Origin of the sequence: Janthinobacterium rivuli (assembly GCF_029690045.1) — a bacterium.
In the GTDB taxonomy this organism is placed as follows: domain Bacteria; phylum Pseudomonadota; class Gammaproteobacteria; order Burkholderiales; family Burkholderiaceae_D; genus Janthinobacterium; species Janthinobacterium rivuli.
In genome coordinates, this window is record NZ_CP121464.1 from 3934409 (window position 1) to 3952315 (window position 17907).

Sequence of the window (17907 nt, forward strand, 5' to 3'; positions counted from 1 at the left end):
ATGCTGCTCACCATCGACCATACCGCCGCCTACTGCTACACGGGTGGCAAGCCATTCAACCCGAACCAGCCGACGGCCGTCTTCATCCACGGCGCGCAGAACGACCATTCCGTGTGGGCCCTGCAAACGCGCTATTTTGCCCACCACGGCTGGAACGTGCTGGCCGTCGATTTGCCGGGCCACGGGCGCAGCCTGGGTGCGGCGAAAAACACGGTGGAAGAGCTGGCGCGCTGGATACTGGCCGTGCTGGACGCTGCCGGCGCGGCCAGGGCCATGCTGGTCGGCCACAGCATGGGCTCCCTGATAGCGCTGGAAGCGGCATTCCTGGCGCCCGAAAGGATCAGCCACCTGGCCATGCTGGGCTCCACCTACCCGATGAAAGTCTCGCCGGCCCTCCTGGAAACATCACTCAACGATGAACAGGCGGCCATCGACATGGTCAATATCTGGTCGCACTCGTCGATCGCGCAAAAGCCGTCGTTCCCCGGCCCCGGCTTTTATGCCATGGGCGGCGCGCGGCGTCTGAAACAGCGCATCGCCGCCCTCAACCCCGATCACGTGTTTCACACGGATTTTTTTGCCTGCAATGCCTACGCGAACGGCGAAATCGCCGCCGCTTCGGTACACTGCCCCACTTTATTTATTTTTGGCGCGCGCGACATGATGACGCCGCCCAAATCGACCCGCCTGCTCACGTCTGCCATCGCGCATGGCACGGTGGTGCAGGTCGACAGCGGGCACGAATTGATGGCCGAGCAGCCCGACGCCGTGCTCGACGCGCTGTTTGCGTTTGCGCAAACGGCAGCGGCATAAGCACCGGCCATACGGCTTTTTTTAGGATGGATGCATGATGTTATTGAATACCCTGCACGATGAATTGACTGGCCGCGGCAGCGGCACGGAAGCGGAGCGGCACGAACGCTATAAATGGCTGGAACAGCTGCGCTTCACTAACCCGCTGGCGGACGAAGGCGGCCCCATGGCCGGCATTCCATACTACCAATGGTGCCGGCTGCCGCAGGCGCTCGTCGTGGCGGGCCAGCACACGGATCTGCTGGTCGGCACCACGAGCTCCCAGTACCTGGTCTTCGAGGGCCGCCACGCGGCAGCCTTCGCGGCCGAACTGGACCTGCAATACGACGCCAACAACCGCATCGACCGCCCCGGCGGCCTCGACGAGCTGCTCGACGCCTATGAAGAGCAGGAGGACGGCAGCTGGACCACCTTGCCGAATGAACCGCCAGCGGCACCGCTGGCCGGCTGGGACGATGTGTACTTCCGCGTGCGCGACCTGAGCGACGGCAGGACCATCCAGAGCGTGACCACCATCGCCTACGAGAGCAGCCGCTTCCCTGGCTACACCCTGCTGGGCACGACCTTTGTGGGCGTCGGCGCCATCGTCCACGACGACGAAACGGCGCAGTATATGCAGCAAATCTTCGCCGACTGGGCCATCCAGCGCGAATGCGCCGCCACCTGCCCGGTTGCATCCACGCCCTGGCCCCACGCGCCGCGCCAGGTGCCGCCCGAGACGTTCGGCACTGCGTTCGACTTTGGCCGCAACCTCGCTTACCTCGACGCCCTGCTGGCCGCCTACGGACGCGCGCAGGCGCAGGCGGAAAACGACGGTGGCGACGCGGCTTACTGGGCGTGCGCGGCCGCCAGCACGGCTTACCAGGTCCTCTCGCTGCGCTACACGGCAGGCTTGCCCTTGCCTGACGTGGAACCGGCGCTGGAATCGGCCGTCGCCGCCTGCGAAACGGCGCGCGCGGCCCTGGCCGCAGCCTACGATGACGACGCCTTGCCGGCCTTTGATTTCGAACAATTGACGGATTACGCGCGCACCCTGCAGCTGCTGGGCGCGACCCTGCTGTTCGGCCGCCACGACCTGACTGCCCGCCTGGCCGCCCTGCAGACGGCCTTCGATGGCGAAGACGGCGTGTACGAGGCGCTGCTGTCGACCATCGATCCCCAGCGTCCCGCCGTCGACGAATGGTATTTCGCAGAACCCTATTCAGCCCTGTTCGAGTGCCTGGATGCGGACGATGCCGCGCAGCAGCTGGAACACCTGCGGCAGTACCTGGCCAGCTGGCATGGCGCGCTGGTGCGCGAAGACTGGTTCAACGGCCATTTGCGTGCACACGGCCTGGGCGGCTACTACGGCTTGTGGGCCTTCGAAGCGGCTGCCGCGGCCAAACAGCTGGGCCTCGATCGCAGCGCGCTGGCGCACTGGGTCATGCCGCCATCGCCCTGAATCCCCCGTTCACTTTTAGACAAATATCAATGATCAACACTGCAGCCCTGTTCAGCACCACCTTCCTGCCCGGCCAGGCCGGCTTCGACACCGAGACGATCACGGGCCTGGCCGAATGGCGGCTGGACGTACCTACGCTGTTCAAGCTGCTCATCGGCGCCGGCACGCAAGCTGTCGCCTGGCCCATCTATGGCGATGGCGAAGACTGCGCCTGCGTGCTGGCCGCGCCGATGGCGCAGGCGCAGGCCAGCTGGCAAGCCTTGTCCGCGCTGATGGACAGGCCGCGCGACGCGGCCGCCATCGTCGCGCGCAGCGCCATCAGCGCCTTGCTGGCGAACGGCCAGCCATGGCTGATCCTCGACTACGTGCAGCTGATCCCGCACGATATCGGCACGCCGGAATACGCGGCCGGGCTCGAGGCCTTGCGCGCCGAGGCGCAAGCCTTGCACTCTGCCCTGCTGCGCGGCGAGCGGGAAGCGCTGGCGCCTCTGCTGGCCGCCGGCGCCGCATCGCCCGCCACCGGTTACTGGTCGGCCACGGCCGTCGCGCAGCTGGCCGATGTGGAGGAACTGGGCACGGACGAACTGCCTTTCCTGCAAGGCCTGGAAGTGGTGGGCTGGGAAGAAGATGTGCTGTGCCATGAAGTGAGCGCCGCCGGCGAACCGGACGTCACCGGCCTGGTCACGCCCTATGGCCGCTGGATCGTGCCGCTGTCGCAGCGCTATGTGGACCTGGGTGTGTACTATGCGGACGATGGCTGGATCACCTTTGCCACGGCGGACGCCCCCGATGCGCACGGCGTGCTGGACCTCAACGGCACGGTGGTGCTGCCGCCCGCCCCCGGCGCCCTGTATGTGATCAGCCCCCATCTGTTGCAGCAGATCGATGCGGACGGCGCCAGCCGCTTGCTGCACCTGCCCGACGGTGCGCTGCTCATCGACAGGGTGGATAACGTGTGCCAGCGCGAAGATGGCTTGATCGACATCGAGCGTCAGACAGACCAGACAGACGATGACGCCAAGCGCAATGTGCACGGCGTGCTCGACAAGACGGGCAAGGTCGTGGTGCCGCCCGCCTACAGCTCCGTGCAGGATTTTGGCACGAAGAAAAAAATCGCCATCGTCAGCCAGCGCGTCGCCGGGCGCTTCCTGTTTGGCCTGGTCAATAGCCAGGGCGAGCTGCTGGCGCCCTGCCAGTATGAGGCCATCGATTGCGCCACCACCTCGTCGCCGCCCAAGCTGCGCAAGAACCTGATTTTCGCCATCGACGCGCAAGGTCTGGCCTGCATGCTGACGCTCGATGGAAAACAGGCCTTCACGCCCCTGTATCCGCCCGCCCACCATTTGCGCGGCGTGGCCGTGCAAAGCGACTTTTTATATGTCGTCAAGGATGGCATGGCCTGGAGCATGGATTTCACGGGCCAGTTGCTGGAGCAGTTCGACACCGTGGAAAACTTCAAGGCGGCGATCACGGCCCAACTGAGCGAGTCTATCGGCCTGGGCAAGAAAAAACCCGAGAAGAAGCCCGCCAAGCGCCGCAGCTTCACGCCCGCGCAAATCATGGCCAAGGCGGACCGCGAGCAGTTGCGCAGCATGGCCGCCCTGCTCTTGCAAGGCGATGCGGAACTGGCCGCGCGTTGCGTGGACATCACTTTGGAAGAGCTGGCGCAGGACGATCCGGAAGAGGAATACGAAGGCGACTCGCCCGAGGCGGCCTGTTTCTTCCTGCTCTGGTCCACGGCCTCCCACACGCAGGGCCACGGCACCACCCTGGACTGGAAAGCCGTCGATGAAGTGCCCCGCATAGCCCAGCATATCGAGCTGTCCGCGCTGCAGGACTTCCGCTGGAAGGAACGCGAGGATGGCGATGCGATGGCCGAGGGCCTGGCCGCCATCGCCGCCCACCTGGCGCCGCACCAGCTGCGCCTGGTCAACATGCACGGCGGCGAAGACACGTATTATCTGGGCGTGGTGCGGGCGCAGGATGCGGCGGCGTTCAGCAAGGTGGCGCTGCAGGCGGCTTTGCGGCCCGTGCTGCTGTGATTTTTACAAGACAAGGAATCCATGCACGCGAAAAAATTCATCGATGATGTCGTCGCATCCAATGCGTCGCTGCTGGCGCTATATGCGCAGGGAAGCGAGGGACAGACCCGGCTTGGCGCCCTGCTCGACGAGCTGGCACTGGCCGAGGGCCAGCGCCAGCAAATCCTGGCCCTGATCAAGCTGGCGATCGATGACGCGACGTACCAGCTGGTGTGCGGCATCGAGGGCAGCGCCTCGCTCGGCGATAGCCAGCAGGATTACACGCTGCTCGACGAAGAGGGCAATACGCTGACGGGCGCGCTCGATGCCCTGCTGTACGAGCGGCTCAACCCCTGATTGCCCGTCAGGCGCAGCGCACGTCCCCAAAATGCTGGGCCAAGGTCAAGCCCAGGCCCTGCTCCACGGCGTTTTCCACCTGCGCCGCCAGCGCGGCCGCTTCTTCGGCCGCCTTGATGTCGCGTTCATTCGTGGAACCGGCCGGATAGCCGGAGTTCACGCGCATGCCGCCGAAGACAAACAGGCGGTAGACATCGGCCAGGCTGATGCGGTTGACATTGCCCAGCAAGACCCAGTGGTCGGAACTGTCGGCCACGCGCTTGCCCCACTGGACCCGCACGGCGCCATCCACGTTAACTCGTCCTACCCAGCCCTGCTGCACCATCTTGTCGAGCAGGGTTTCCATTTCTTCAAAGCCCAGGCGCGTGCTGCGGCGAATTTCCGCCGCGCCCACCAGGGCCGAATCGGCGCAGTGACAGGCCTGGTGCAGCACTTTCAGGATGGCCACGGCGTCGACGAATTCACTGCCCGGCGCCGCCTCGTACCACCAGCGTTCATATTTCACGACGGGCAAGGCGGCCACCAGCAAGGCGCCCACCAGGGTGATCATCCAGCTCAGGTATATCCATACGAGGAACAGCGGCAAGGCGGCCAGCGCGCCGTAGATGCGCGAATACGTGGGGAATTCCTGGATGAATTCGCCGAAGCCGCGCTTGGCCACCTCGAACGCCAGCGCCGCCAGCAAGCCGCCCCAGGCCGCGTCGCGCCAGTCCACGTCGCGGTTCGGCACGGCGATGTAGAGCAGGGTAAACGCCAGCATGGTCAGGCCGATCGACACCAGGGTATAAAACACGGCGCCGATGAAAGGTACGGCGCCCACCACGCCGCTGGTGGCCATGAAGAGGCGCGACGTCACCGTCAGCGACACGCCCACCAGCAGCGGTCCCAGGGTGACGATGGCCCAGTAAACCAGCAGACGCTTGGTCCAGCGGCGCTCCTGGCGCACTCGCCAGATGCGGTTGAAGACGCGCTCGATCAAGCCCATCATGCCCACCGACGTGACGATCAGGGCGCCCGCGCCGATGGCCGACAGCCGCGTGGCCTTCGAGGCGAACGTGGTCAGATAATCGAGGATGGTGTTCGATATGCCCTTGGGCATGACGCTTTGCACGAAATAGTCTTCCAGCGCGTGGCGGAAGGTGTTGAATAGCGGGAAAGTGGTGAAGATCGCCAGCGCGAGGGTCAGCAGCGGCACCAGCGCGAACACGGTGGCGAACGTCAGGCTGCCGGCCACTTGCGGCAGGCTTTCCTCGCGCACGCGGCGGCGCGCGAACTGCAGCAGGTCGCGCGTTTCGGACCATGTCAGGCCACGCACAATGTCGGCACCGATGTGCAGGGTGCGCCACAGGTATTGAAAGAACGGGATTATATATTTTGAAAACATGTGCAAAATCAGAACGGCGCCATGACAGCAGTCGTATCAGGCTGTAAAGCGCCCTATAATACCAATGATGAAGCCAACCAATCTGATTATTCTCGTATTGTTTTATTCACGCCATGGCGCCACGCGCCAGTTGGCCGAGCTGATAGCCCAGGGAGTGGAAAGCGTGCCTGGCTGCGATGCGCGCCTGCGCACCGTGCCCGCCGTCTCCACGGTGGCCGAGGCGACGGCGCCGGAAGTGCCGCCCGATGGCGCGCCTTATGTGGAACTGGAAGACTTGCAGGAGTGCGCGGGCCTGGCCCTGGGGTCGCCCACGCGCTTCGGCAACATGGCCGCCGCCATGAAGTACTTCTGGGATGGCACGGCCAGCGACTGGCTGGCCGGCAGCCTGGCCGGCAAGCCCGCCTGCGTGTTCACGTCCACTGGCAGCCTGCATGGCGGCCAGGAATCGACCCTGCTGTCGATGATGATTCCCCTCTTCCACCACGGCATGCTGGTCATGGGCCTGCCCTACACGCATCCCGAACTGATGACAACATCGACTGGCGGCTCGCCGTATGGCGCCACGCACTGGTCAGGCATAGCTGGCGACAAGGCCCTGAGCGACGATGAAAAGCGATTGGCCATCGCCCTGGGCCGGCGCCTGGCGGAAAACGCCGCGAAACTGGCAGGCGCATGATGCACGGCGTACTGCACAAGTATTTTCACTGGGGCGCCATCGCCAGCCTCGTCACCCTGATCATCTGGTGCGTGCTGTGGGAAACCGTGATCGCGCCGCTGCAGCCGGGCGGCTCCTGGGTCGTCCTGAAGGCCGCACCCCTGCTCATCCCACTGTACGGCGTCATCAAGCGCGACGTCTATACCCTGCAATGGTCGTCGATGGTGATCCTGCTGTATTTTACGGAAGGCGTGGTGCGCGGCTACAGCGACACGAACGCCACCTCGGCCCTGATGGCCTGGGGCGAAGCGGCCATCGTCTGCGTCTATTTTGTCTGCGCCGTGCTGTACCTGCGCCCGTATAAAAAAGCGGCCAAGCGCATGGCCAAAGAGCTGCTGGAAAAAGTGAATAAAGTGAGTATCAAGAAATGACTGAAAAAGCCGATTTTCTCGCCGCGTGCCGCGACCTGCTGGGCGAAGCCTACGTACTCACCAACGACGCCGACACGGCGCCCTTCCTCACCGACTGGCGCGACCGGTTTACGGGCAAGGCCCTGGCCGTGCTGCGCCCCGCCACGGTGGAACAGGTAGCAGGCGTGCTGCGCGCCTGCGCGCAATGGCAAGTCCCCGTCGTGCCGCAAGGCGGCAATACGGGACTGGTGCTGGGCAGCATACCCGACGACGCTGGCACGGCCGTCGTGCTGTCGCTGGCGCGTTTGAACGGCATCCGCGCGCTCGACCCCGTCAACCGCACCATCACGGTGGATGCGGGCTGCATTTTGCAAACCATCCAGGAAGCGGCCAGTGCCGCCGGCTGCCTGTTCCCCCTGTCGCTGGCGGCCGAAGGCAGTTGCACCATCGGCGGCAACCTGGCCACCAACGCCGGCGGCACGGCCGTGCTGCGTTACGGGAACACGCGCGAGCTGTGCCTGGGCCTGGAAGTGGTCACGCCGCAAGGCGAAATCTGGAGCGGCATGCGCGGCCTGCGCAAGGATAATACGGGCTACGATTTGCGCGACCTGTACATCGGCGCCGAAGGCACCCTGGGCGTCATCACGGGCGCGGTGATGAAGTTGTACCCGCAGCCAAAAGCCTGCATCACGGCGCTGGCCGCCATGCCCACGCCCGCCCACGCCCTGCGTTTATTAAGCCTGATGCAGGACAATTGCGGCGCCAGCCTGACGGGTTTTGAACTGATGTCGCAATACTGTTTGCAACTGGTGGCGGAACAGTTCCCGCAACTGCCGCGGCCTTTTGCTGAAGCCCACGGACAGTACGTGCTGCTGGAATTATCCAGCAGCCAGTCCGAGGCGCACGCCGTCGAATTGCTGGAAGCGAGCATCGGCGCGGCCCTGGAAGACGAGTTGATAGCCGACGCCGTCGTCGCCAGTTCCGTGGCGCAGTCCGAGGGACTATGGCAGCTGCGCGAGCACATTCCGCTGGCGCAGGCGCAGGCGGGCAAGAACATCAAGCACGATATCTCGCTGCCGATTTCCTGCATCGCCGACTTCATCAGCGTCACGGATGCGGCCCTGGCAACGGCCTTCCCCGGCTGCCAGCTCGTGTGCTTCGGCCACCTGGGAGACGGCAACCTGCATTACAACGTGGCGCCGCCACTCGGCATGACGGACCGTGACTTCCTGTCCAACCAGGATGCCATCAACCACATCGTGCATGACCAGGTCCATGGCTTTGGCGGTTCGATTTCGGCCGAACACGGCATCGGTGCCCTGAAAAAAGCGGATCTCGCCCGCTACAAGTCGCCGCTGGAACTGCAGCTGATGCGCGCTGTCAAACAGGCGCTGGACCCACAGAACATCATGAATCCGGGGAAGATATTGTGAGATCGCCGTCCCTCCTGCTCTGCGCCATGGCCTTGCTGGCCGGCTCCGCCAGTGCGCAGGACGTCTACAAATGCGTGCAGGATGGCCACACCAGCTATAGCGCCACGCCCTGCACGGCCGGCCAGCTGCAGATACTGGAAATCCCCTCGCCGCCGCCGGCCGTCGACAAGGGCGCGGCCACGCGCCAGGAACGGGTGGCCAGCCAGCTGGAAGCGGCGCGCCAGCAGCAGGAAAAACTGGTAGACCAGGCCCGAGAACGGGGCGCCAAACAGAAGGAAGCGCGCGACAAGCATTGCGCCCAGCTGCGCCTGGAACAGAAATGGGCGGCGCAGGATGCCGTCGGCGCAGGCGACAAAAACCGCGATGCCGCGCAACTGAAAGCGCGGCGCGCCGGCGAACGCCTGGCCGTCGAATGCTTGAATTGAGTGCGCCGGCAGCAAATCCCGCGGGCACGCGCCTGCTGTCGCGCTGGCTGCTGCTGGGCGAGTGGCGCGCGCATCCCGTGCGCGCCTTCGTCGCCATCCTGGCCATCGCCATCGGCGTGTCGCTGGGCTTTGCCATCCACCTGATCAACGCGGCCGCCTTCAATGAATTTTCCACGGCCGTCAAAAGCCTGTCCGGCCAGGCCGACGTGCAGGTGGCCGGGCGCGAAGCGCTGTTCGACGAAGCCGTCTACCCGTGGCTGGCACAGCGCGACGGCGTGGCCGTGGCTTCGCCCGTGCTGGAACTGCAAGCCGGCGTGGCCGGCAAGCAGGACGGCGGCCCGCTGCACATCCTGGCGCTCGACGTCTTCCGTGCCGGCTTCATCTCGCCCGACCTGATCGGCGCGCCCGCCGAAGGCCAGCCTTTCGACACCCTCGCCGACGACGCCATTTTCCTGTCACCCGCCGCCCTGCGCTGGCTCAAGGTGGCCGAAGGCGACAGCATCGCCCTGCAATCGGGCACGGGCACGGTGGCGCTGCGCGTGGCAGGTTCGCTGCAGCGGGCGCGCGCCGGCCAGCGTATCGCCGTGATGGATATCGGCGCGGCGCAGTGGCGCTTTAACAAGGTGGGCAAGCTGTCGCGCATCGACTTGAAACTGCGCCAGGGCGTGAACCGCGACGCCTTCCAGGCGGACCTGGCGCGCACACTGGAAGCGCAGTATCCGGGGCGTTTCCAGGTGGGCCAGCCGAATGACGAAAACCAGAATAGCCGCAACAATAACCTCAGCCGCGCCTACCGGGTCAACCTGACGGTGCTGGCCCTGGTGGCCCTGTTTACGGGCGCCTTTTTGGTCTTTTCCACGCAGGCGCTGTCCGTCATCCGACGCCGCGGCCAGTTCGCGCTGCTGCGCGTGCTGGGCATGGAGCGGGGCCAGTTGCTGCGCCAGGTGCTGCTGGAAGGCGCCAGCCTCGGTGTCGTCGGTGCGGCGCTGGGCATCGCTGGCGGTTACGCCATGGCCGCCGTGGCCCTGCGCTTCTTCGGCGGCGACCTGGGCGCCGGCTATTTCGCGGGCGTGCAGCCGCAGGTGCAGTTCACGCCCGTCGCCGCCTGCGTGTATTTCGCGCTGGGCCTCGGTGTCGCCCTGCTGGGCTGCGCCGCGCCCGCGCTGGAAGCGGCCCGCGCGGCCCCCGCCATCGCCCTGAAATCGGGCAGCGAAGAAGTCGTGACGACGCGCCTGGCGAAAACCTGGCCGGCGCTGGCTTGTCTGCTGCTGGCTGGCGCATTGACATTCCTGCCGCCCGTGTTCGAACTGCCGCTGTTCGGCTACCTATCCATCGCGCTGCTGCTGATCGGCGCCATCGCCCTGATGCCGCAGCTGGCCGCCGTCGTCTTCCGCTTCCTGCAGCGTGCCTGGCTGCGCACGGAAACGAGCAAACATGCGCCCGTGCGCAGCCTGACCCTGGCACGCCTGGCCAACGCCTCGGGCCAGGCCGGCATCGCCCTCGGCGGCGTGCTGTCGAGCTTTAGCCTGATGGTGGCGATGGCCATCATGGTGTCGAGTTTCCGCGTCTCCGTCGACGACTGGCTGCTGCAGATCTTGCCGGCCGACGTGTATGCGCGCACGGCCGCCAGCGGCGGGACGGCTGGCCTGAACCCGCGCGAACAGGCCAGCATCACCGCCCTGCCCGAGGTGGCCAGGGTGGATTTCCAGCGCGTGCGCTCGCTGTCGCTGGCGCCCGACCGCCCGAATGTGGCGCTGCTGGCCCGCCCCATCAATTTGCCAGACCCGGGCAAGAGCATGGTACTGGTGGGCGACACGCTGCCTGTGCCAGCGGGCGCAAAACCTGTCTGGCTGTCCGAGGCGGCGGCCGACCTGTACAACGTCAAACCGGGCCAGCAAATCGACCTGCCGCTGGCGGGCGGCTTGCACAAGTTCTTCGTTGCCGGCATCTGGCGCGATTACGCGCGCTCGTCCGGCGCCATCCAGATGCCGCTGGACGATTACCGCGCGCTGACCGGCGACAATGACGTGAGCGACGCGGCCCTGTGGCTGGCCAAGGACGCCACGGGCGACGCGCTGCAGCAGCGCCTGAAAAGCCTGCCGTTTGGCGCCAGTCTGGAAGTATCGAACCCCTCGGCCATCCGCGCCCTGAGCCTGCAGATTTTCGACCGCAGCTTCGCCGTCACGTATTTATTGGAAGCCATCGCCATCGTCATCGGCCTGTTCGGCGTGGCCGCCACGTTCTCCGCGCAAACCCTGGCGCGCGCGCGCGAATTCGGCATGCTGCGCCACGTGGGCGTGACGCGCGGGCAGATCTTGTCCATCCTGGCGATCGAAGGCGGCGCGCTGACGGCGCTGGGCATCGCCACCGGCTTTGTCCTCGGACTGTTGATCAGCTTTGTGCTGGTCTTCATCGTCAACCCGCAATCGTTCCACTGGACCATGCAACTGCACCTGCCATGGCCATTGATCGCCACCGTGGCCGGCGCCCTGCTGACGGCAGCCGCCGCCACGGCGCTGATCGCGGGCAGGCAAGCCCTGTCCGCTGGCCCCATCCGCGCCGTCAGAGAGGACTGGTAATGCGCCGTGTTTTCATGTTGTTGTTGACGCTGGCCTTGCCTGCCCTGGCCGTGCCGCCCGCCTTCGCCCCCGTCACGCCGCTGCCGGCTGGCCAGACGCTGCGCCTGCCGCACGACTTCGGCGCCCATCCCGCCTATAAAACGGAATGGTGGTACGCCACGGGCTGGGTCAAAACCGCAGGCGGCGAGCAACTGGGCTACCAGGTGACCTTCTTTCGCAGCGCCACGGCTACCGATACGCTGAACCCCAGCGCGTTTGCGCCGAAACAGCTGATCATCGGCCATGCGGCCCTGTCCGATCCGAAGGTGGGCAAGCTGCTGCACGACGAGAAAAGCGCGCGCGAGGGCTTCGGCCTGGCTTACGCCAAGGTGGGCGACACGGACGTCAAACTCGACGACTGGCGCATGCGGCGCCATGCCGACGGCACGTATCAGGTCAGCCTGGCCGCGCGCGAATTCAACTTGCAGCTGACCCTCGCGCCCACGCAGCTCGTGCTGCTGCAGGGCCAAGGCGGCTATTCGCGCAAGGGCGCGCGTCCCGCGCAATCGAGCTACTACTACAGCGAACCGCAGCTGCGAACCACGGGCACGATCGCGCGCGCGGGCGGCAAGGCCGAAGCCGTGACGGGCACCACCTGGCTCGATCACGAGTGGTCCAGCCAGGTGCTCGATGCGGACGCCAGTGGCTGGAACTGGATAGGCGCCAACCTCGATGACGGCGGCGCCCTGATGGCCTTCCAGATCCGCAGCAAGACAGGTGCTAAACTATGGGCGCACGCGACATGGCGCGATGCCTCCGGCAAGATGACGCAGTTCGCGCCCGGCGACGTCGATTTCACGCCCACGCAGCTGTGGCGCTCACCCCGCACGCAGGCCGAATACCCGGTCGCCACGGAGATCCGCACGGGCCCCACGCGCTGGCGGATCAAGCCGCTGCAGCCGGACCAGGAGCTTGATTCGCGCCGTTCGACGGGGGCCGTATACTGGGAAGGCGCCGTGACCGTGGAGCGTGATGGCCAGCCGGTGGGCCGCGCCTACCTGGAAATGACGGGCTATGTCCAGCCGATGAAGTTATAAACAGTACCGCAAGCAAAAAGTAAATCAAAGCGAAAAACAATGACAACCAGCACAGAAACAGGCAACACGAGTACCACAAGCACCGCAACAACTCCCGACACCGGCACCAGCCGCGAGCTGAAAAAAGGCAGCCTGGCCGCCTTCAAGGGCTTGATGCCCTTTTTGACGCCGTACCGCAAGCAGTTCTTCCTGGCCGGTATCGCGCTGGTGGTGGCCGCCGCCTCGACCCTGGCCATTCCTGCCGCCTTCAAGCAGATGATCGACCTCGGCTTCGGTGGCGCGGCCGGCTCCAAGAGCATCCAGCACGTCGACCTGGTCTTCCTGGCCCTGTTCGGCGTCGCGTCCATTCTGGCGCTGGCCACGGCGGCGCGTTTCTATACGGTGTCATGGCTGGGCGAGCGGGTCACGGCCGACATCCGCAGCGCCGTGTACCGCCACGTCGTCACGCAAAGTCCCGCCTTCTTTGAGACCACGCAGACGGGCGAAGTCCTGTCGCGCATCACCACCGACACGACCTTGATACAGGCCGTCGTCGGCACCAGCATCTCGATGGCGCTGCGCAATGTGCTGCTGTTCCTGGGCGGCCTGGTGATGCTGTTCGTCACCAGCGCCAAGCTGGCCGGCATCATCATCGGCCTGTTGATCCTGGTGGTAGTGCCCATCATCGTGTTTGGCCGCAAGGTGCGCAAGCTGTCGCGCGACTCGCAAGACCGTATCGCCGACGCGTCGGCCATGGCTGGCGAAATCTTCAACGCCATGCCCACCGTGCAGGCATTCACGCACGAGAAAATCGAATCGAAACGCTTCGGCGACTCCGTCGAAGGCGCTTTCATGACGGCCATGCGCCGCATCCGCGCCCGCGCCTTGCTGACCATGATCGCGATTTTGCTGGTCTTCGGCACCATCGTCTTCGTGCTGTGGCTGGGGGCGCGCGCCGTGCTGGAAGGCTCGATGACGGGCGGAGATCTGGGCCAGTTCATCCTGTACGCCTCCATCGTGGCTGGCGCCATCGGCGCCCTGTCTGAAGTCATGGGCGAAGCGCAGCGCGCCGCCGGCGCCACCGAACGCCTGCTGGAACTGATGGCCCTCAAATCGGACATCGAGTCGCCTGCCACGCCGCTGCCGCTGCCCGCCCGCGCAGCAAGGGGCGCCGCGCTGTCGCTCGACGACGTCCTGTTTTCATATCCGTCACGCCCAGATACCGCGGCGCTCGATCACGTCAGCCTCGACATCCGCGCCGGCGAAACGGTGGCCGTCGTCGGTGCGTCGGGCGCCGGCAAGACCACCCTGTTCCAGCTGTTCCTGCGTTTTTATGACCCGCAAAGCGGCAGCATCCGCCTCGATGGCGTGGATATCAAACAGCTCGACCTGCACACCCTGCGCGACGCCATCGGCATCGTGCCGCAAGACACCGTGATCTTCTCGGCCGACGCCATGGAAAACATCCGCTATGGCCGCGCCGGCGCCAGCGATGAAGAAGTGATCGCGGCCGCGAAAATGGCGGCCGCCCACGAATTCATCGAGCGCCTGCCGAACGGTTACAAATCCTTCCTCGGCGAACGCGGCGTGCGTTTGTCCGGCGGCCAGCGCCAGCGCATCGCCATCGCCCGCGCCCTGCTGAAAAACCCGCCGCTGCTGCTGCTCGATGAAGCGACCAGCGCGCTGGACGCGGAATCGGAACGCCTGGTGCAAAAAGCGCTGGAAGCGGCCATGATTGGCCGCACCACCGTCATCATTGCGCACCGCCTGGCGACAGTACAACGGGCCGACCGCATCATCGTCATGGAAGACGGCAAGATCGTCGAGATGGGCACACATGCGTCGCTCGTCGCAATGAAAGGTATTTACGCCAACCTGGCGGCCCTGCAATTCCATCACGCACAAATCAATTAAACAGAACCATCATGAACGCACTTTTCCACGCCAACCTGGGCATCACCGATTTCTGGACCTTTTTATTGGGGACCATCTTCATCGTCATCCTGCCCGGCCCCAATTCCATGTACGTGCTGTCGGTCGCCGCGCAACGTGGCGTTCGGCCCGCCTACCAGGGCGCCTTCGGCATCTTCGCCGGCGACCTGATTTTGATGGTGCTGTCGGCCTGCGGCGTGGCCTCGCTGCTGAAAGCCAGCCCGGCCCTGTTCTACGTCGTGAAATACATCGGCGCGGCCTACCTGGGCTGGATCGGCCTGCAAATGCTGATCGGCTGCTGGCGCAAGCTGCGCGCGCCCGCGCCGGTCGATGGTGAAGCGCCTGCCGCGCCAGCGTCCGTCAAGGAAAGCGATCCATTCCGCAAGGCGCTGATCATCAGCCTGATGAATCCGAAAGCCATCCTGTTCTTCATCTCGTTTTTCATCCAGTTCGTCGACCCGGCCTTCCCGAATCCCGTGCTGTCCTTCGTCGGCCTGGGCCTGATTTGCCAGGTGATCAGTTTTACCTACCTGACGGCCATCATCTTTGTCGGCGCGCGCCTGGCCGACACCTTCCGCCGCCGTCGCCGCCTGTCGGCCGGCATGGGCGGCGGCGTGGGCGCCATGTTCATCGGCTTCGGCGCGAAACTGGCCACGGCCACCCTGTAAGGAATTACCGTGAACGAGCTCGAACTGCGCCAGCGCTGCCATACCGTCCTGCCGGGCCACCGCCAACCGACGCCTGCGGCCACCTTCGCCGCCATGGCCGCCTGGTGCGAGGCCAACGATGTGGCGCACGATACCTATGGCGAAGGCGCGCTGATCGAACAGTTCGAGAACAAGATCGCCGGCCTGCTCGGCTTCGAGGCGGCCGTGTTCTGCATCACGGGCACCATGACGCAGGTCACCGCCCTGCGCCTGGCATGCCAGGACCGGGGCTCGCCCCTGGTGGCGCTGCATCCGACTTCGCACATCCTGCGCCACGAGCGGGGCAACCATGAATTGCTCGATCACTTCAAGGGCTTGATGCTCGGCGACCCGCACCGTCCGTGGACGGTGGACGATTTGCGCGCCGTGCCCGATGCGCTGGGCGCCGCGCAGGTCGAACTGCCGATGCGCGAAATCGGCGGCCAGTGCCCGTCGTGGGACGCATTGAACGACATCAAGCGGCACTGCCGCGAGCACAACATCCATTTGCACATGGATGGCGCGCGTCTGTGGGAGGCGCAAGCAGGTTTCCAGCAGTCCCTGCCCGCCATCTGCGACGGTTTTGATTCCGTGTACGTGTCGCTGTACAAGGGCATCGGCGGCCTCGGTGGCGCCATGCTGGCCGGCAGCCGCCCCTTTGTGGAACGGGCGCGCGAATGGTTCCGCCGCCAGGGCGGCAATATCCTGCACCGCACGCCCTACGTGGTGGCCGCCGCCATGCAGTTCGACGCGCGCATCGCCGCCATGCCGCGGTATTTTGGGCGCACCCAGTGGCTGTACGCGCTGCTGCGCGATTTTCCATCGATAGCCGTCAATCCCGCCCAGCCGCAGGCCAACATGCTGCACCTGCATTTGCCCGTCTCGCGCGAGCGGGCCATCGCCATCCGCAACCAGGTGGCAGAAGACCACGGCATCTGGCTGTTCGGCCGCGCCAGCCACGCTGCGCTACCCGGGCACAGCGTGGTGGAATGGTATGTGGGAGATAACTTGCTGGAACTGCCGGACGACAGCGTGCGGCTGGCCTTGACCTTGCTGGACCAGGCGATGCGCATCAAAGCCTGAGCGGCGTTGGTCGGGGTAGGTCGGGTTAGCGCGCAGCGCGTAAGCCGACAACTTCCGAAAACCCATGCACCCCAAAAAAAAGCGCCCGAAGGCGCTTTTTTCATTTCATGGCGGCCGGGTTGGCCGCCACTACCTGCTTAGAACTTGTAGTTGTAAGCGAGACCGATCAACTGCATGCGGGTCTTGAACAGGCCCTTGGTGGTTTCACCGTTGCCGGTGCAGCCAGTCTTGACAGGCGAGCAGTCGTTTGTGTAATTGACAGCAGCATCCTTGAAGTCGATATAGCTGTAGGCCAGGTCGATCGAGGAATTGGCGTTCAGCTTCCAGTTCGCGCCGATCGAGTACTGCATGCGGTCGCTGTCCGGCAGCGCTGGGTGGCGCAACTCGGCGCTGCGCACTGGCGCCTGGTCATGCGCGATACCGGCGCGCAGCAGCAGGTTTTCGCTGTATTTGTAGTTAGTGCCCAGCGACACGCGGTAGGTATCTTTCCAGTTCTGGCGAATGCGCTCGGCGCCTTCAGCCGTCGGCGGGAACTGGATGTCCAGGTTTTCCAGGCGCGAAGTGCGGGTCCAGGTGACGTCACCCATCAGGGCCCAACGATCATCCATCTGGTGGAAGGCGTTGACCGACAGGGTTTCCGGCGTGCGCAATTCCACCAGCGCCTTGGAATTGACCTTGTTCGAGGCCTTGGCGATGAAGGCGTTCACGGCCGGGTTGCTCGTCACTTGCGAGAAGTCCCAGATGGTGCTGCCTTTCAGCTGGTGCGAAATCGACGAGCGGTAAGCGATACCGAAACGCGTTCCTTCGTTCAGCTGGTACAGATAGCCGAGGTTGAAGCCAAAGCCCCAGTCATGACCATCCATCGACGCGTGGCCGTCATTGATCTGTCCCTGCAGCGCAGTTCTCGCGGAGACAAACGCTGCCATGCCCTGCGTTTTCAGGATATTGCCCAGGAAGGCCGTCGATGCGGCTGGCGCTTTCTCACCCAGGAAAGCAACCGTGCCCGGCACGTCCACGCCCTGGCCCAGTTCCGCCTTCATGTATTCGGCCGTGACGCCGAAACCGAACGAGTGATGCTGGTCCAGCTTGAACGACACGGAAGGATTCAGAGCGATGGCTTCGAGCTTGATATTGGTGATCGCATAGCGGCCATGCCAGTCATTGCCATAGTCAAGCTTGGCGCCATACGGCACGAACAGGCCGGCACCGACAGTCCATTGATCATTGATCTTTTTGCTGGCATACAAGGCAGGCGCGACCACCGCGTCCGGGGCGTAATCCTTGGTGGCCGTGAACGGCGTGCGTTTACCCTGCCAGAACTGCTGCGAGCCCGTATCCTGGTAGGTCGAATGCGGCACGACGATGGTGCCGCCACCGACGAACTGCGTGCCTTCCAGGCGCGACAGGCCGGCAGGGTTGTAGAAAATGGTCGATGCGTCGGCCGCTTCGGCGCCGCTGGCATCAGCCGTGCCTTGGGCGGAAACGCTTTGCGAGCCGAAACGGTAGCCCGATGCTTGTGCTGTGGAGGAAATGCCGGCGAACGCGGCAACGATCAGGAGGGGCAGATATTTATGTTTCAAGTTGGTCTCTCTTTATTATATGAAGGTCTTCGGCACACTATCGCGGGCATCCC

15 protein-coding genes are annotated in these 17907 nt (G+C 64.9%); 13 read left to right on the forward strand and 2 right to left on the reverse strand.

What is annotated here, in order from left to right; translation table 11 throughout:
- Genes P9875_RS17915 through P9875_RS17930 form a run of 4 tightly spaced genes read left to right on the forward strand, consistent with a single transcriptional unit; the run spans position 1 to position 4632 of the window.
- Positions 1 to 813 (forward strand): alpha/beta fold hydrolase, encoded by an 813-nt coding sequence (locus P9875_RS17915; RefSeq protein ID WP_278316138.1) that lies wholly within the window; start codon positions 1 to 3, stop codon positions 811 to 813.
- Positions 814 to 847: 34 nt separating this feature from the next.
- Complete coding sequence (locus tag P9875_RS17920; protein ID WP_278316139.1) at positions 848 to 2254, forward strand: PoNe immunity protein domain-containing protein; 1407 nt, start codon at positions 848 to 850, stop codon at positions 2252 to 2254.
- A 29-nt stretch (positions 2255 to 2283) separates the two neighbouring features.
- Positions 2284 to 4296, forward strand: a complete 2013-nt coding sequence (locus P9875_RS17925; protein WP_278316140.1) for a DUF6630 family protein — start codon at positions 2284 to 2286, stop codon at positions 4294 to 4296.
- 21 nt (positions 4297 to 4317) lie between these two features.
- Positions 4318 to 4632, forward strand: a complete 315-nt coding sequence (locus P9875_RS17930) for a hypothetical protein (protein ID WP_278316141.1) — start codon at positions 4318 to 4320, stop codon at positions 4630 to 4632.
- A gap of 7 nt (positions 4633 to 4639) precedes the next feature.
- Here P9875_RS17930 and P9875_RS17935 read toward each other — a convergent pair whose 3' ends face one another.
- Positions 4640 to 6016: a YihY family inner membrane protein gene (locus tag P9875_RS17935; RefSeq protein WP_099403191.1), complete on the reverse strand. Its 1377-nt coding sequence runs from the start codon at positions 6014 to 6016 to the stop codon at positions 4640 to 4642.
- Positions 6017 to 6083: 67 nt separating this feature from the next.
- On the opposite strand from P9875_RS17935, the gene wrbA reads away from it, so the two are divergent.
- The 9 genes from wrbA to P9875_RS17980 are packed head-to-tail and all read left to right on the forward strand — an operon-like array spanning position 6084 to position 16274.
- A complete protein-coding gene (gene wrbA / locus P9875_RS17940) occupies positions 6084 to 6692 on the forward strand; it encodes an NAD(P)H:quinone oxidoreductase (protein WP_278318845.1) in 609 nt (202 codons plus the stop codon).
- Positions 6692 to 7102, forward strand: coding sequence for a DUF2069 domain-containing protein (locus P9875_RS17945; protein WP_423221856.1), 411 nt, complete (start codon positions 6692 to 6694; stop codon positions 7100 to 7102). The genes wrbA and P9875_RS17945 overlap by 1 nt, the downstream gene beginning before the upstream one ends.
- Positions 7099 to 8514 carry an FAD-binding oxidoreductase gene (locus P9875_RS17950; RefSeq protein ID WP_278316143.1) on the forward strand — a complete coding sequence of 472 codons (1416 nt, stop codon included), beginning with the start codon at positions 7099 to 7101 and terminating at the stop codon, positions 8512 to 8514. Before P9875_RS17945 ends, P9875_RS17950 begins: the two co-directional genes overlap by 4 nt.
- Positions 8511 to 8939 carry a DUF4124 domain-containing protein gene (locus tag P9875_RS17955; RefSeq protein WP_278316144.1) on the forward strand — a complete coding sequence of 143 codons (429 nt, stop codon included), beginning with the start codon at positions 8511 to 8513 and terminating at the stop codon, positions 8937 to 8939. Before P9875_RS17950 ends, P9875_RS17955 begins: the two co-directional genes overlap by 4 nt.
- On the forward strand, positions 8927 to 11518 hold the full coding sequence (locus P9875_RS17960) for an FtsX-like permease family protein (RefSeq protein ID WP_278316145.1): 2592 nt from the start codon (positions 8927 to 8929) through the stop codon (positions 11516 to 11518). Before P9875_RS17955 ends, P9875_RS17960 begins: the two co-directional genes overlap by 13 nt.
- Positions 11518 to 12594, forward strand: coding sequence for a carotenoid 1,2-hydratase (locus P9875_RS17965; RefSeq protein ID WP_278316146.1), 1077 nt, complete (start codon positions 11518 to 11520; stop codon positions 12592 to 12594). The genes P9875_RS17960 and P9875_RS17965 overlap by 1 nt, the downstream gene beginning before the upstream one ends.
- A gap of 39 nt (positions 12595 to 12633) precedes the next feature.
- Positions 12634 to 14487: an ABC transporter transmembrane domain-containing protein gene (locus tag P9875_RS17970; protein ID WP_278316147.1), complete on the forward strand. Its 1854-nt coding sequence runs from the start codon at positions 12634 to 12636 to the stop codon at positions 14485 to 14487.
- 11 nt (positions 14488 to 14498) lie between these two features.
- Complete coding sequence (gene leuE, locus P9875_RS17975; RefSeq protein WP_035819503.1) at positions 14499 to 15173, forward strand: leucine efflux protein LeuE; 675 nt, start codon at positions 14499 to 14501, stop codon at positions 15171 to 15173.
- 9 nt (positions 15174 to 15182) lie between these two features.
- Positions 15183 to 16274 carry a threonine aldolase family protein gene (locus P9875_RS17980; RefSeq protein ID WP_099403183.1) on the forward strand — a complete coding sequence of 364 codons (1092 nt, stop codon included), beginning with the start codon at positions 15183 to 15185 and terminating at the stop codon, positions 16272 to 16274.
- A gap of 137 nt (positions 16275 to 16411) precedes the next feature.
- On the opposite strand, the gene P9875_RS17985 is transcribed toward P9875_RS17980, so the two are convergent.
- Positions 16412 to 17854, reverse strand: coding sequence for an OmpP1/FadL family transporter (locus P9875_RS17985; RefSeq protein ID WP_278316148.1), 1443 nt, complete (start codon positions 17852 to 17854; stop codon positions 16412 to 16414).
- Positions 17855 to 17907 lie beyond the last annotated feature (53 nt).

What these genes read in the sequence shown, in the direction of transcription:
- P9875_RS17965 (WP_278316146.1), top strand. Translation starts at nt 11,518, where the DNA reads ATGCGCCGTGTTTTCATGTTGTTGTTGACGCTGGCCTTGCCTGCCCTG.
- P9875_RS17945 (WP_423221856.1), top strand. Translation starts at nt 6,692, where the DNA reads ATGCACGGCGTACTGCACAAGTATTTTCACTGGGGCGCCATCGCCAGC.
- P9875_RS17915 (WP_278316138.1), top strand. Translation starts at nt 1, where the DNA reads ATGCTGCTCACCATCGACCATACCGCCGCCTACTGCTACACGGGTGGC.
- leuE (WP_035819503.1), top strand. Translation starts at nt 14,499, where the DNA reads ATGAACGCACTTTTCCACGCCAACCTGGGCATCACCGATTTCTGGACC.
- P9875_RS17920 (WP_278316139.1), top strand. Translation starts at nt 848, where the DNA reads ATGATGTTATTGAATACCCTGCACGATGAATTGACTGGCCGCGGCAGC.
- wrbA (WP_278318845.1), top strand. Translation starts at nt 6,084, where the DNA reads ATGAAGCCAACCAATCTGATTATTCTCGTATTGTTTTATTCACGCCAT.
- P9875_RS17970 (WP_278316147.1), top strand. Translation starts at nt 12,634, where the DNA reads ATGACAACCAGCACAGAAACAGGCAACACGAGTACCACAAGCACCGCA.
- P9875_RS17925 (WP_278316140.1), top strand. Translation starts at nt 2,284, where the DNA reads ATGATCAACACTGCAGCCCTGTTCAGCACCACCTTCCTGCCCGGCCAG.
- P9875_RS17935 (WP_099403191.1), bottom strand. Translation starts at nt 6,016, where the DNA reads ATGTTTTCAAAATATATAATCCCGTTCTTTCAATACCTGTGGCGCACC.
- P9875_RS17950 (WP_278316143.1), top strand. Translation starts at nt 7,099, where the DNA reads ATGACTGAAAAAGCCGATTTTCTCGCCGCGTGCCGCGACCTGCTGGGC.
- P9875_RS17960 (WP_278316145.1), top strand. Translation starts at nt 8,927, where the DNA reads ATGCTTGAATTGAGTGCGCCGGCAGCAAATCCCGCGGGCACGCGCCTG.
- P9875_RS17930 (WP_278316141.1), top strand. Translation starts at nt 4,318, where the DNA reads ATGCACGCGAAAAAATTCATCGATGATGTCGTCGCATCCAATGCGTCG.